At 66.9% G+C, this 14,121-nt stretch carries 14 protein-coding genes; 3 read left to right on the top strand and 11 right to left on the bottom strand.

The features are described from left to right. The first annotated feature begins 51 nt into the window (after positions 1-51). Both SD196_RS01160 and SD196_RS01155 read left to right on the top strand, forming a co-directional pair. Positions 52-732 carry an SDR family NAD(P)-dependent oxidoreductase gene (locus SD196_RS01160; RefSeq protein ID WP_275609668.1) on the top strand — a complete coding sequence of 227 codons (681 nt, stop codon included), beginning with the start codon at positions 52-54 and terminating at the stop codon, positions 730-732. Positions 733-812: 80 nt separating this feature from the next. Further along, entirely contained in the window at positions 813-1,742 is a 930-nt protein-coding gene (locus SD196_RS01155; protein WP_343576333.1) for an AEC family transporter, read from the top strand. Between the two features lie 155 nt (positions 1,743-1,897). On the opposite strand, the gene SD196_RS01150 is transcribed toward SD196_RS01155, so the two are convergent. The 6 genes from SD196_RS01150 to SD196_RS01125 all read right to left on the bottom strand — a co-directional run bounded on the left by SD196_RS01150 (position 1,898) and on the right by SD196_RS01125 (position 9,182). After that, positions 1,898-3,427, bottom strand: coding sequence for an APC family permease (locus SD196_RS01150; RefSeq protein WP_343576330.1), 1,530 nt, complete (start codon positions 3,425-3,427; stop codon positions 1,898-1,900). A 108-nt stretch (positions 3,428-3,535) separates the two neighbouring features. Continuing rightward, positions 3,536-4,552 carry a heme-dependent oxidative N-demethylase family protein gene (locus tag SD196_RS01145; RefSeq protein ID WP_275609665.1) on the bottom strand — a complete coding sequence of 339 codons (1,017 nt, stop codon included), beginning with the start codon at positions 4,550-4,552 and terminating at the stop codon, positions 3,536-3,538. A gap of 14 nt (positions 4,553-4,566) precedes the next feature. Further along, positions 4,567-5,535, bottom strand: coding sequence for a PDR/VanB family oxidoreductase (locus SD196_RS01140; protein WP_331315444.1), 969 nt, complete (start codon positions 5,533-5,535; stop codon positions 4,567-4,569). Then, complete coding sequence (locus tag SD196_RS01135; RefSeq protein ID WP_275609663.1) at positions 5,532-6,131, bottom strand: dimethylamine monooxygenase subunit DmmA family protein; 600 nt, start codon at positions 6,129-6,131, stop codon at positions 5,532-5,534. The genes SD196_RS01140 and SD196_RS01135 overlap by 4 nt, the downstream gene beginning before the upstream one ends. 496 nt (positions 6,132-6,627) lie before the next feature. Next, the gene (locus tag SD196_RS01130) at positions 6,628-8,064 is read right to left on the bottom strand and encodes a sigma-54 interaction domain-containing protein (RefSeq protein ID WP_343576326.1); all 1,437 of its coding nucleotides are present in this window, start codon (positions 8,062-8,064) and stop codon (positions 6,628-6,630) included. Beyond that, positions 8,061-9,182: a PAS domain-containing protein gene (locus SD196_RS01125; protein ID WP_343576323.1), complete on the bottom strand. Its 1,122-nt coding sequence runs from the start codon at positions 9,180-9,182 to the stop codon at positions 8,061-8,063. The genes SD196_RS01130 and SD196_RS01125 overlap by 4 nt, the downstream gene beginning before the upstream one ends. Positions 9,183-9,319: 137 nt before the next feature. Between SD196_RS01125 and SD196_RS01120 the strand changes: the two genes are divergently transcribed. Beyond that, positions 9,320-9,556 (top strand): hypothetical protein, encoded by a 237-nt coding sequence (locus SD196_RS01120; RefSeq protein ID WP_275609660.1) that lies wholly within the window; start codon positions 9,320-9,322, stop codon positions 9,554-9,556. Here the strand turns inward: SD196_RS01120 and SD196_RS01115 are convergent. The 5 genes from SD196_RS01115 to SD196_RS01095 form a co-directional block, all read right to left on the bottom strand. Next, on the bottom strand, positions 9,523-10,518 hold the full coding sequence (locus tag SD196_RS01115) for an ATP-grasp domain-containing protein (RefSeq protein WP_275609659.1): 996 nt from the start codon (positions 10,516-10,518) through the stop codon (positions 9,523-9,525). The two genes, SD196_RS01120 and SD196_RS01115, sit on opposite strands and share 34 nt — an antisense overlap. 243 nt (positions 10,519-10,761) lie before the next feature. Beyond that, positions 10,762-11,691 carry a phosphatidate cytidylyltransferase gene (locus SD196_RS01110; RefSeq protein ID WP_331315435.1) on the bottom strand — a complete coding sequence of 310 codons (930 nt, stop codon included), beginning with the start codon at positions 11,689-11,691 and terminating at the stop codon, positions 10,762-10,764. 1 nt (position 11,692) lies between these two features. Further along, positions 11,693-12,322, bottom strand: coding sequence for a lysophospholipid acyltransferase family protein (locus SD196_RS01105; RefSeq protein ID WP_275609657.1), 630 nt, complete (start codon positions 12,320-12,322; stop codon positions 11,693-11,695). 14 nt (positions 12,323-12,336) lie between these two features. Beyond that, positions 12,337-12,783: a hypothetical protein gene (locus SD196_RS01100; protein WP_331315433.1), complete on the bottom strand. Its 447-nt coding sequence runs from the start codon at positions 12,781-12,783 to the stop codon at positions 12,337-12,339. Further along, a complete protein-coding gene (locus tag SD196_RS01095) occupies positions 12,773-14,113 on the bottom strand; it encodes a phosphatase PAP2/dual specificity phosphatase family protein (RefSeq protein ID WP_343576529.1) in 1,341 nt (446 codons plus the stop codon). The genes SD196_RS01100 and SD196_RS01095 overlap by 11 nt, the downstream gene beginning before the upstream one ends. Between the last annotated feature and the right edge of the window lie 8 nt (positions 14,114-14,121).

The following is a 14,121-nucleotide window of genomic DNA, read 5'->3' as shown; positions in this document are numbered from 1 at the left end:
ACCGTGCTAACCCTATAAGGGCCGCTCTTCCAACGCCTGAGGGTGCACTCCATGAACAAGATCGTCGCCATCACCGGCGGCTTCGGCCACCTGGGCAGCGTGGTCGGCCAGAGATTCGCCGACGCCGGCTGGCAGGTCGCCTTGCTCGACCGGGCCGTCAGTCCGCGTTATCCACAGGTCGGCGCGCTGTCCCTGGGCGGCGTCGACCTGACCGACAGCACCGCCGCCCGAACCGCCATCGACCGCGCCAGCGAGCACTTCGGCGGCCTCGACGCGCTGATCAACGTCGCTGGCGGCTTCCACTGGGAAACCCTGGCCGATGGCGACGTCGACACCTGGGACCTGATGTATCGCATCAACCTGCGCACCGCCGTGGTCTCCAGCCAGGCCGCGCTGGCGCACCTGAAGGCGCGTGGTCAAGGTCGCATCCTCAATATCGCGGCGGCCGCCGCCACCCGCGCAGCGCTGGGAACCGGCGCCTATGCGGCGTCCAAGGCCGGTGTGATGCGCCTGACCGAGGCGCTGGCGGAAGAGCTGAAGGACGCGCGCATCACCGTCAACGCGCTGATGCCGAGCATTATCGACACACCGCAGAACCGCGCCGACATGCCCGACGCCGAGTTCGACCGCTGGGTGCGCCCGGAACAACTGGCGGCGACCCTGCTGTTCCTCGCCTCGGATGACGCGGCGGCGATCACCGGCGCCTGCATCCCGGTCAGCGGGCGCGTCTGATCTCAGACCGAGGTCGCATTGGACGTCGGCGGCCTCGGCCCCTATGCTCGCCAGCCGTTCCGTTGTCCGGTTGTGCCGCCATGTCCCACGTGCTGTCCGTCGTCCTGCCGATCTTCGCGCTGATCCTGGTGGGCTGGCTGTGCCGGCGCACCAACCGCCTCGGCCCGCAGGCGGCGTCGGAGATCAACCGGCTGGTGGTCTGGCTGTGCCTGCCGGCGCTGCTGTTCAAGGTCACCGCCACCGCGACCTGGGCGGAAATCTGGCAGCCGGGCTTCCTCGCTGCCTTCACCGGCGGTTGCCTGCTGGTGTTTTTCGCCACGCTGGTCTGGCGTCTGCTGCAGGGCCGCCCGCTGCCAGCGGCGAGCATCGACGGGCTCAGCGCGTCCTACGCCAACACCGGCTACATGGGCATCCCCCTGTGCCTGCTGGTGTTCGGCCAGGACGGCCTGGAGCCGGCGCTGATCGCCTCCTTGCTGGTGGTCTGCGTGCTGTTCGCCATCTCGGTGGTGTTCATCGAAGTCGGCCTGCAGACCGAGAAGCACATCGGCCGCGCCGTGTGGGTGGTGACCAAGGCGCTGGGCAAGAACCCGCTGGTGGTGTCGCCGATCATCGGCGGGCTGTGGGCGGCCAGTGGCATCGGCCTGCCGACGCCGCTGCTGCATTTCCTCGACATGCTCGCCGCCGCCACCACGCCCTGTGCGCTGGTGTCGCTGGGGCTGTTCCTGGCGCAGAAACAGGAAGGCGAACAGGTCGGCGCCTGGCCGCTGGTGATGATCAAGCTGATCGGCCAGCCGCTGCTCACCGGCTTCCTCGCCTACAAGGTCTTCGACCTGCCGCCGCTGTGGGCGGACTCCGCGCTGCTGCTCAGCGCGCTGCCCACCGGCACCGGGCCGTTCATGCTCGCCGAGTATTACCAGCGCGAGGCGGCGGTGGTGTCGCGGAGCATTCTGGTGTCGACCTTGGGATCATTGGTGACGCTCTCGCTGTGCCTGCTGTGGATCGCCAGATAGCAGGCTCGCTCCTACAAAAGCGGGCATAAAAAAACGGACCAACCATCGCGGGGATGGTGGTCCGTTGCGCAAACGCAGGGGACCGTCACCAGGGGAAGGTGACGATCCAGACGCAGCCCCTCAGGCGTATGGCCCGAATTGCGTCAACGTTGCGATCAAGCCGGTTCGGTCAGCGCGCCCGCAGCGCGCGCGGGTAGTTGGCGGCAGGAGATCCGGTGGGCGTCGCCGGCCGGCGCGGTGCCCTTGTCGTAGGGCTTGGCCAGCAGCATGTAGAGCAGGCCCGCGCCCAGCACCACCAGGGTGGTGAGGATCATCGAGTAGTTCATGTACCAGGGAGCATCCGGGGTGCGCGGCCACACCATGTTGGTGATTGCCGCCACGCCGTAGACCAGCGCGGCCACGTTCACCAGCACGCCCCATTTGCCGAGGGTGAACTGCCCGCCGGGCACCCAGCCCTTGGCGCGGGCGATCAGCGCGGCGATGACGATCAGCTGGAACGACACGTAGATGCCGATCGCGGCGAAGCCGACGATGGTCGCCACGGCATCGGCCATGAACAGGCCCAGGCAGACGATGGCCGCCGGCATCACGCCCGCCACCACCAGCGCAACGGCTGGCACGTGGTTGGTGTTGAGCTTGGACAGGGCTTTGCTGCCGACGATCATCTCGTCACGGGCATAGGCGAACAGCAGGCGGCTGGCGGCGGCCTGCAGGCTCAGCACGCAGGACACGAACGACACCATCACCACCGCCATTACCAGCTTGGAACCCACCGGTCCGAAGGCGTTGGCCAGGATGGTGGTTACCGGGTCGGTGTCTTCGCCGTTGATCACGCGCTGGATGTCCGGCACCGAGAGGATCAGCGCCAGGCAGGCGAACATCGCGGCGGCGCCGCCGATGTAGATGGTCATGCGCATGGTCTTGGGGATCATCCTGCCGGGGTTCGGGGTTTCCTCGGCGACGTCGCCGCAGGCCTCGAAGCCGTAGTATTGGAACAGGCCCGCCAGCGACGCGGCGAGGAAGGCCGGCCAGTAGCTGCCGTCGACCTTGATATCGAAGGTGTTGAACAGCACGCTGAAGTCGTTGTGGCGCTCGAAGATCAACAGGTAGCCGCCGACCAGCAGCGCGCCGCCCAGTTCGCAGATGAAGCCGAACATGGCGACGCGGGCCAGCAGCTTGGTGCCGGACAGGTTGAGCACGGTGGACAGGGCGATCAGGCCCAGGGCGATGCCGATGGCGGCGTTGCCGTGCATCTCGAAGCCGAGCATGGCCGCCATGTACGGGCTGGCGCCTACGGCGATGCCGGCGATGGAGGTGCACAGCGCCCAGGCGTACACCCAGCCGACCATCCACGCCCAGCGCTTGCCCACCAGGCGACGCGCCCAGGGGTAGACGCCGCCGGAGATCGGGAACTGCGAGACCACCTCACAGAACACCAGGCACACCAGCAACTGACCCAGGCCTATCAGCAGGTAGGTCCAGAACATCGGCGGCCCCCCGGCGGCCAGGCACAGGCCGAACAGGGTATAGACGCCCACGACAGGCGACAGGTAGGTGAAGCCCAGGGAAAAGTTCTCCCACAGGCTCATGCTGCGTTCGAAATTGGAGCTGTAGCCGAGGGCAGCGAGCTGCTCGGCATCGGAATCGGTTACGCCAGCGGCACGCTTGGCAGGGGACCCACTCATCGTTGTTTCCTCTCAGGGGGTTGATGGGCAGAAGGCAATCAGCCGGCGGGCCTCACGACGCCCGCCGGTTCCCTTTTCGGGTTTTTAGTTGTGTGTGATGGCGCGGCGTTACTGGCCGTCGTCGAACTGCGAGAGCCACTCCACCGCCTGGTCGCGGTAGCGGGTGAAGCCCTTGTAGTCGACCAGTTCCTGGTTGAGGGACTTGAGCACGCGGTGCATGCGCTTGGCCCACGCCGGGTTGGTGGCGATGTCTTCCAGGCTCAGCAGGTAGGTGCGGATCGGGAACACGATGGCGTTGCTGCGCGGCAGACGGTGCAGCGGTTGCAGCTCGATGCGCAAGTAGACCTTTTTACCGGCGTTCTCGGCGGTCACCGTGGTGCGGTCCGGCGCCCACTCCGGCAGGGACTCGGCGGACACGTCCAGGCGCGGGTTGACGGTCAGCGACCAGTTCAGGCGGCGCACCGGGTGGCCGTTGCGCAGGCGCAGCAGGAACTTCAGCGCACGGTCGAGCATGCCGGTTTCCTTCACCAGCGGCACCGGGCCGTGGAATTCGTGCCAGGCCATGCCCAGGTTGAAGCGCAGCGAATAGTCCGCGCGCTGGGTGGCGATGCCCGCGCCCCAGTAAAGGGTGCCGTCGCGCTCTTCCTGCAGGACCCAGTCGCCCTGGGCCTGGCGGGTGACGTACTCCATCGGCTCATAGGGCAGGGTCGACGGATCACCGAAGGTGAAGGTGTCGTCGATGTTCAGCAGCTTGTTGGTCCAGTGCCAGCGGGTGCCGTCCTTCTCCAGGGAGAAGTACTCCGGGTAGTCCTTGGCGTAGGACTCCATGATCAGTTCGAGCAGGTCCCACTGCGCCTCCATCATGTGCGGCGCGGAGACATAGTGCATGCCCGGGTCCTTCTCCAGGGTGATCGCACGGTCGCGGCACTCGCTGATGTAGTGCTCGTCGATGTCGAACACCGCGCGCAAGGCATCGTTGCCCACGCTGACGTGCGGCTCCAGGTTCATCGAGTACATGTACTCATCGTCCGGGAAGGGCCAGGGCGCGCGGTCGATGCATTCCTGGCTGTTCGCGTAGGTGTAGTCGTCGCGGTAGGTTTCGTCGGGGCGGAATTGGATGGTCATGGTCGTTCTCCGGCTCAGCAGTCGATGACCAGCCGCGAGCACTTGGCACGCGACACGCAGGGCATGATTTTCTTGTTGGCGGCCTTGTCCTCGTCGGACAGCCAGTCGTCGGTGTGGAGGATTTCTCCGTCCAGCTCCAGGACGTTGGTCTCGCACATGCCGCAAGCGCCGCCGCGGCACAGGTACGGGATCTCGTGGCCGGCGGCCTCGGCGGCCTCCAGCAGGCTCTGGTCGGGCGACACCTGGATGGTCGCGCCGCTGCGCGCCAGGGTGACCTGGAACGCCTCGCCGACGCTGCCCTGTTCGAGGAAGCGCTCATAGTGGATGTGGCTGTCGGTCCAGCCGTGGGCGTGGGCGGCGTCGATCGTCGCCTGGATCATCCCCTCGGGACCGCAGACGTAGACGTCGCTGCCCAGCGGCCGGTCGGCCAGCACTTCGGCAATGTTCAGGCGCTCGCCACGGTCGTCGCGGTACACGCGCACGGCGTCGCCGTATTCCTGCCGCAGTTCTTCGCCCAGGCGCGCATGGGCGTCGCCGCGCACCGCCAGGTGCACTTCGAAGGGCGTGCCGCGCAGGCGCAGTTCGGCCAGTTGCGAGCACACCGGGGTGATGCCCACGCCGCCGGCGATGAACAGGTGCAGGCGCGCGTGCTTGCTCAGCGGGAACAGGTTCACCGGGCGCAGGATTTCCAGCTCGTCGCCTTCCTTCACCACGTCGTGCATGTACTTCGAGCCGCCACGACCTTCTTCCACGCGGCGCACGGCGATCTGGTAGGCGCTGGCGTCGTAGGGCGAACTCATCAGCGAGTAGGCGTTGCGGTAGGTGCCGGTCGCGTGGGGCATCAGCACCACGACGTTGCTGCCGCCGGAGAACGGCGTCAGGTGCGCGCCGTCGGTGGAGGCCAGGGTGAAGCGCTTGATCTCCGGGGTCACCTGCTCGATGCGGGTGACGCGGACGTTGAGGGTTCCGTTGGACTGGCTCATGTGTCGAGCTCCTCGGCTTCGGGCAGTTCGCCGGGGACTTCGGCGTCGGCCTTCACCGCCTGGAAGGCCGCGAGGCGGCGGGAGTAGTGGTCGCGGACCACCAGGGTGCGGGCGCAGTGCGGACACTCGAAGACGCGCTGGGTGACGTTCTCGGTGTAGCCGTCGCAGTGCACGCACCAGACGCGACGTACGAAGGAGCCGGCGTGTTCGCGCAGCACCTCGTCCTTGTTCAGGTTGATCGCGTCGGCGGCCTGCATGGCGGTGCCGATGAAGCTTTCCGAGCCGGCCAGATACAGGCGGGTGCCCATGCGCGACTGGCCCAGCAGGGCGTGCAGGTCATCGACCAGCGCGCGGTTGCTCGGGTAGATCGCCAGCTCCACGTCGGTGATGTCGCGCAGCGCGGCGAGGTGATCCTGGCCGGAGAAAGTCTCGGTGGAATACAGCACGCGGATGGGCGCTGTGCGCGGCATGTCGGCGAGCAGGCGGAGCATGGCGGCGCCGCCGCTGCCCTGGCCGGCGATGATGTGGTGGTGGCCACCAGCGAGCGGGCGCAACTGGTCGTAGACCGGCCGGCTCTTGATACCTGTGATGAGCATTATTCTTGTGCCTCCAGAACTGCCGGCTCTCTGAAGTCAGGAGCGCCGGCGCGATTCGAGGACCCGTGCACGGTCACGGGTCGCAGGAGACAGGGCACAGACTGTGCCAAATAGTTAAGCAATTGAAATTTAAAGGAAAAGTAAAAATATGAGATCAGAGGTGTAAGCAGAAATGACAACGCCTGTAGGCAGGCTTGCAGCGGTGGATTGTCGCAGGAGCGTTTTTGAAGAGTAGTGATGACGGCGTGATCGGGTGCTGAGGAAATGCTGTCTGTAGGAGCGAGCTTGCTCGCGAACCTTGTCGCAACTCGGGGCCTTCGGCCGCCCTCACCCTAACCCTCTCCCGGAGGGAGAGGGGACTGATCGGCATGAGCTTCACCTTGCGAGCTCGCCGGCTGACTCGCAATCACTCGCGCGCTCCAGACGGCCCCCTCTCCCTTTGGGAGAGGGCTGGGGTGAGGGGCTTTTCAGAAAATCGCGGACTATCAGGCGGCGCTCACTCGTCCCGCTGCAACTTGCGGATCAAGGTGCCGACGTCGATACCCAGGTGGATCGCCGCCTTGCGCTTGCTGCCGCACAGGCGCACGGCGCGCAGGATGACCTGGCGCTCGTAGCGCTGCACCTGGGCCTTGAGTGGCTGATCGTCGATGGCCGCAGCCGGTTCGTCGGCGGCGACGGGACTGCCGGCCGGCGGCGCGCCGAGCAGTTCCGGCGGCAGGTGCAGCTCTTCCGCCACGTCGTCGGCCAGCACGGCGAGGCGCTCGAAGATGTTCACCAGCTCGCGGATGTTGCCGGGGAAGTCGTAGGCCAGCAGGCGCTCCCGGCACGCCGAGGACAACCGCAGCAGCGGCTGGCGGTCGCGGTTGATGCGCGCCAGGAGGATGTCCATCAGCACCGGAAGGTCGTCGCGGTGGGCGCGCAGCGGCGGGATTTCCACCGGCAGCACGGCCAGGCGGTAGTAGAGGTCGGCGCGGAATTCGCCGGCCGCCACCTGGGCGCGCAGATCCTTGTTGGTGGCGGCGATCACCTGCACCTGGACCTGTTTCGACAGCGGCGAACCCACCGGCTGGATGGTGCCGTCTTCCAGGAACTTGAGCAGCTTGGCCTGCACCTGCTGCGGGATCTCGCCGATCTCGTCAAGGAACAGCGTGCCGCCCGAGGCGCTTTCGATATAGCCGCGCTTGCCCGACTGCAGCGCGCCGGTGAAGGCGCCGCGCTCGTAGCCGAACATCTCCGACTCGAACAGGGTTTCCGGGATGCTCGCGCAGTTCACGTCAATGAAGGGCCGGTCGCCCCAGCCGGCGGCGCGGTGGATGTGCCGGGCAATGGCGGTCTTGCCCACGCCGGGCTCGCCGAGCAGCAGCAGGCGCGCGCGACGGCGGAAGGCACGCACACCCATGTCGGCGATGGAGGACAGCAGCGGCGACATGTGCAGCGCGTTGTCCTGCGGGTCGCCCAGGCCTTGCAGGTCGGTGGTCGAGGCCCGCCCGGAAGGGCTGCGCAGGCTGCCCGCCGTGCCCGGCTCGTATTCGCGCTGGATCAGCAGGCAGTAGGGCTTCTCGTAGGCCGTCGTCGGTACCGCCTGGGCCCGGGTGAGGAACACCCGGCCATCGCGGGAGCGGGTCAACGCACTCTTGCCGCCGCGCCGCAGGGCCTGCTGGAAATCGTCGAACTGCAGCGCGGAGCGCTGGAAGAAATCCACGTCCGGCAGGCCCAACACATCGACGCGGGTGACGCGGTTGACCCGCTCCGCGGCAAGGTTGATGAAGCGCACCCGCGAGTCGCCGTCGCAGACGATCAGCGCCTCGCTGAAGCTGTCCAGCAGGGCATGCAGCGCCGGCGTCTCCAACAGCGCGGAAAGCATCTCCCCGGAGGCGCTTACCGAGGAGCGCATGCCCATGCGCGGGGACGCGAAGAAACCTTCTTCGCTCATGGATGCAGCTCCGTCGCCTTGTTCGCCTGGCGCAGCACGAAGACGCGCCAGGCCACGCCCTCGCGGATGAGGATGCGCGAGCAGTGGCTGTTGAAGGATTGGTAGTTGCCGAACTGGTCGGGCAGGTCGAGCACCTGCCAGGTGCGCTCGGGCAGGGGCATGCGGTTCAGTGTGGAGGCCAGGCCGGCGGCGCGGGTGATGCCGAAGGTCTGCTCGAAGGCCGCGTTGCGCCATTGCGGCTGGGCCGCCTCGTCGATCACCAGCACGGCGTCGGGCACCGCGTCGAACACCCGGCGCAACGCTTCGATGCGCTGCTCGGCATCGTGCTGCATGCGCAGTTCCTGGCTGACGTCGCGCAGGCTGCCCCACATCCGCAGCATGCGGCCGTTGTGGATACTGGCGCGCACATCGTTCTCCACATAGGCAGGCGAGCCGTCGTGGCGGCGGTCCACCGACAGCGCGCCATCGACGTGGAAGTCCGCCTCGATCAGGCGCCGCACGAATTCCTCGTTGGCCGGGCTGCGCGGCCAGTACAGGCGCACCGGCTGTTCGCTGAAGTCGACGTCGGCGGGCATCTCGTAGATGTTGGCCATGGCGCGGTTGCACATACGCCAGTAGGAGCGGTTTTCGAACACCTGGCGGACGATCTCGTCGGGCGTCTCGCGCACGTCCACGGACTCGGCGAACTCGATGCACCAGTAGGCGACCCGCGCGCTGAAGAGCATCTGGCTCATCACTTCGTTGGCACTCTGCAGCTCGCCCAGGCGGCGGCTGATCGGCCCCAGCGGCATCTTCACCAGGTGCAGGCGCGCCGGCTCGCCGTCGCGCCACTGCAGCACGCCGCTGGCGAGCACCGGCAACAGACCGCCGTTGTGGCGGATCAGGGTCAGTTCCAGGTCCTGTACGCGCTCATCGGCCGGTGGGTTGGCGAACAGCTGCATCAGCGCGTTCAGCGAGTCGGCGGTGTAGATCAGCTCGGCGCCCTGGCCATCCAGCGAACCGGGCGCATAACCGAGCTGGTCGGTCTGCTCGGCGGAAACTTCGATGAAGCGTCCCTGGGACGTGAGGCTGTCGGACAGCAGCAGGCCTCTCTCCAGCAGCAGTTTTAGCGGGTCCATTTCTCCCTCCAAGGCAGATCTCCAAATGCAAATTCCCAACACGGCGGTGCGGCCGCCAGGCGGCCGGCAGGAGGAGCAAGGCATGTTGCATGCCAGCCTGAAACGCCCGTGCGCCGTGGGGTGGCGTGGAAGGGTGTATGCAAAAACGCAGCACTGCGCGCAATCGCGCAGCGCACGTTGCAGAGTATCTGCTGTATTGCTGCAACGGCGCGCCGGATGATGAAAGGTTGGGAATTTCGCGCCCCAGATTCGCGGCGCAGCAGATCACCGACGACGCGGCGCGCCCAGGATTGAACCTGCGCGCAGCGCGCCATGCGGTATCACGCTCGGGAACGCCCCCCTACATCCCGCTGACTGTGGTGACCTCCACGTAATGCCGCGCATGGATCGCCGGTGCCGGCACGACCGGCGCATCCAGTTCGCTACGCGAGAAGCAGCGGAAATGGTTGAGCACCATGTCGTAGCCGGAGAGCCTGGTGAAGGCGATCCCACCGGAAAACCTCGGGTTCACGTCCATCAGCAGTGCGTCGCCTTCATGGACGAGGAATTCCATGTTGATGCAGCCATTCACGCCGAGCACCTGTGCGACCCGGCCCGCGGCTTCGACCAGCGACGCATCGGGCAGCATCTGCACGGTCAGGCCGGCGCCGTTGGAGGTACGCACCAGTTCCTGCCGGGCCATGCCGGCCCACTGCCCGGTGCCGGCGTGCCGTACCACGTCGACGACGCACACCTCTCCGGGTAGCAGCGGCTGCACGATGTATTCGCGATCCTGGCACTTGTCCTGGATGTAGCGCAGATAGTCCGGGTCGTGGATACGCACCAGCCCTTCGCAGTTGCGGCCGTCGCATGGCTTGGCGATCAGCGGCAGCTCCAGCCCCGGCACTGGCAGGTCCTGCAGGCGCCAGGTGGGAATGGCGCGGATGCCCTGGACATCCTCGAAGGCCTGGAACACCCGCCACTTGTCACGGGCGATGTGGATGGTGTCCAGCGGCGGCATGCACAGGGTGATGCCACGGGAGGTGAACAGCTCATGATGCAGCGCGAACGCATCGATCTCTGGATCGATCTGCGGCAGCACATGGGTCACCCGCTCGGCCTCGCAGATCGACAGTACGCGGCGGATGTAAGCGTCCACGTCCCGTGCAGGGGGCACCTGATAGGCGGCATCCAGCAACGCCGAGGTGGCGCACCACTCCGGGGGCTGAATGTTGGTCCCTATCAGTCGCGCTGACGAGTGGCCACGCAATGATGCGATCACCGCCTCGGTGCAGAACGCACCGGTAGCCGTGATCAGGCAGGCGGGGGAGAAAATACCGTCAAATAGCGTGTTCATGGGCGTACTCCGCCGAAAGTACGCCAAAAGAGCTCAACAATGGAGTGAGTTCCCATTTGCTTGTGGCCTCGCAGTGAGTCGACTGACTGCCCGCCCTGGCGCCTCGCTGGCCATACGGCGAATTGCCAGCGACCCAATCAAGCGTAGCCGCGAACCCGCGCCCGGAAATGCGGCGGCACCGGCCAGTGCTGGAAAAACTCGCTCATCCGAGCCTGAGGCCCGTCCTACCTGGCCCGCCGCTCGTCAGGTCCACCAATAGCGCACGAAATGGAAGAACACCGGCGCCGCGAAACACACCGAATCCAGGCGGTCGAGCATGCCGCCGTGGCCCTCGATCATGTGGCCCCAGTCCTTCACACCCCGGTCGCGCTTGATCGCCGACATCACCAGCCCACCGAAGAAGCCGAGGATGTTGATCATCAGCGCGATCAGCAGCGCCTGCCAGGGCTTGAACGGCGTGATCCACCACAATGCGCCGCCGACCAGGGTGGCCAGCGCCACGCCGCCGACGAAGCCTTCCACGGTTTTGGACGGCGACAGGTTCGGCGCGATCTTGCGCTTGCCGAACAGCTTGCCGCAGACGTACTGCAGCACGTCAGAGAGCTGCACGACGATCACCAGGAAGGCGATCAGCAGCAGGTTGCGGCCCTCGTAGCCGGCGATGTCCAGCGTCAGCAGCGCCGGCACGAAGGAGATGCAGAACACCGCCAGCATCAGCCCCCACTGCACCTTCGAGGCACGTTCGAGGAAATGCTTGGAGTCGCCGCCCAGCGAGGCGAGGATCGGCAGCAGGAGGAACATGTAGACCGGGATGAAGATGGAGAACAGCCCGTACCACTTGATGCCGATCAGCAGGTACTGCATCGGCAGCACGAAGTAGAACGCCGCCACCAGCGCCGGGTAGTCGCTGCGGCGGGTCGGCATCAGCGTGAGGAACTCGCGCAAGGCATAGAAGGACACGCCGTAGAACAACAGGATCACCGCCCAGTGACCGAGCGCGAAGGCACCGCCGATCACCGCGACCATCACCCACCAGGCATTGATCCGCGCGTTGAGGTTGTCGATCACCGCATGCGGTCCGGGCGGCGCCTTCCAGCGCAGCACCGCGCCGACCAGCGAAGCGAGAACGAGGATGGCGCCGATGCCACCGAAGAGCAGCCAGGTCTGGTTCATCTCAGTGGCCCTCCGGCGCAGCGAGCTTGAGCAGCGCCTCGCGGGCGCGTTCGAGGAAGGCCTCCTTGCCCTCGCCCTCCTGCACCGCCAGCGGCGCGCCGAAGCTCAGAGTGCACAGCAGCGGCAACGGCAGCGCGCGCCCCTTGGGCATCACACGGTTGAGGTTGTCGAGCCACACCGGCACCAGCTCCACCTCTGGATGTTTTTTGGACAGGTGATAAATGCCGCTCTTGAATGGCAGCAGGCGCACCTCCTCGTCGAGGTTGCGCGTGCCTTCGGGGAACAGGATCAGCGAGTCGCCATCGGCCAGCGCCTGCTCCACCGGCTCCAGCGGATTGCGGCCTTCGGCCGTGCCCTGGCGGTCGATCAGCACGCCATGGAACACGCGATTGATGATGAAGCCACGCAGGCCGCCCTTGCCCCAGTAGTCCATGCCAGCCACCGGCCGGGTGCGGGCGCGCAGCTCTGGGGGCAGCGAAGCCCAGAGCAGGACGAAATCGCCGTGACTGCTGTGGTTGGCGTAGTAGATGCGCTGCGCCGGAATCGGCGTGGTGCCGATCCACAAGCTGCGCAGGCCGGTCACCGCACGGGCACCGGCGATGATGGCGTAGGCGAAGAGTCGTTCCAGCATTCCGGGTACGTTCCTCAGGATTGGAAGGTCAGGGTGATCAGGCACAGCAGCGCGAGCAGCCACTGCGCCACACAAAACAGCGCCTGCCGACGCAACAGGGCGAGCGCGCCGCGACTGCGCTCGCTCCAGGGGCGGCCGGCTTTGTCCGCAGGTACGCCGGCGTAAGTGGCGAGCGCGTCGTCCAGCTGACGGGTTTTCTCCGGCAACGCATCCCCGGCATTCGCCATGGCCTGGAACAGATCGGCATCCAGCGCCACGCGCATGGCGTAGAACTTCTGCACCAGGCCCAGCAGCACCAGCAGCGCCATGCACAGGCTGAACGCCAGCGTGGCGCTGGCCATCAGCACACCGTAGAAGCCGAGCGCCAGGGCGAGCACGGTCAGCGCCGAGGACAGCCCATTGAGGCTGCTGCCGCGGCGCAGGAGGCTCGCGACCAGGATCAGGCCCGGATCAACCGACATGGCTCACCTCCTGCGGCAAGTGCGGCTGGCCGGCGATCTGCGCCAGCACCGCCAGTTGTTCGGCCTTGAGCACCACCTGCGGGCGCGCCCGGCGCAGCTGCGCCACGGCGTCCTCGAGCGTGGCGGCGCGTCCGGAAATCAGCAGCCAGGCGGCGACCACCGTGGCACTGCGCGAATAGCCCAGCGCACAGCACACCAGCAGCGGGCCTTGGCTGCGCAACGTATCGATCAGTTCGGCGCCGGTCCGGCACTGTTCGGCACTGGGCGCCACCAGATCGAGCAGCGGCAACGAGGCATAGCCTTCGCTGTGCGCCGCACACGGCAGCTCGGCGCATAGATCAAGAACGGCGAGGTCCGGCCTTGCTGCCAGATCGGCAGCGCCGGGCAGGCGGCCGAGCCAGAGGCCGGGCAGCACTTCGTCCGGCTGGGGATGGCGGCGCGTCCAGGCGCGGGAATTGATCCAGGCGCCCAGCAGATAGGGCGCCAGCAGCCAGGAGACTGCCAGCGAGTGCCGACCGTCCGTGTGCTTCTGGAAGCCCTCCGCGCCGATGCCCAGGTAACAGAGCGCGACCAGCGCCAGCGATGCCGACGGCCAGCACAGCCAGAGCCACGCCCCGCCACCGGCAGATGCCAGCGTCGCGCACAACGCCGATCCGATGGCGTAGAAAGCCGCCAAGCGCAGCCGGCGCGGATCACCGCTCAGCTTCCAGGCGGCAATGGGCGAGCGGCCCTCGCGGGGCCACAGCCAGACACACAGCCAGCCGGCCAGCGCGCCGGTCGGCACGTCGATGAAATGGTGCTGCCAGGTGGTCAGTACCGACAGGCCGATCAGCGCGAACCAGCCGTGCAGCAGCCAGCGCCACAGGCCACCGGCATAGCGGCCGTAGGCGACCCAGAGGATCACCAACAGCGCGATGTGCAGCGAAGGCGCCTGGTTGAACGGCTTGTCGAAACCCATCAGCAGGTCGAACAACCAGCCGAACACGCCCTCCAGCGCCGGACGCTCGAAGCTGAAGCGCAGCGGGAAGAGCAGGAAGCAGCTCACCGCGATCACCTGCGCGCTGAGCAGGCGCAGGGCGTGGCTGTCCAGCTCGCGGCGGGTGCGCGGCAGCAGGAAGGACAGGCCATAGAGCAGGTCGATGGACCAGTACGGGATGATCGTCCAGGGCCACAGCGGCATGCCGCGCTCCCAGTCGAACACCCATACGCCGACCACCTCGCGCTGCGCCGCTGCCCAGTTGGCGAAACCGTAGCTGGCGAAAAAGAACGGCCCGAGGAACACCAGCCAGATCACCGCCCGGCGCAGCCCGCCGGGATCGCGCGCCGGCATTGCTGCCG

This window comes from Pseudomonas macauensis (assembly GCF_047902425.1).
Taxonomy (GTDB): Bacteria; Pseudomonadota; Gammaproteobacteria; order Pseudomonadales; family Pseudomonadaceae; genus Pseudomonas.
The sequence above is the reverse complement of the archived record's forward strand: the minus strand, read 5'-3'. Positions and strand labels throughout refer to the sequence as shown.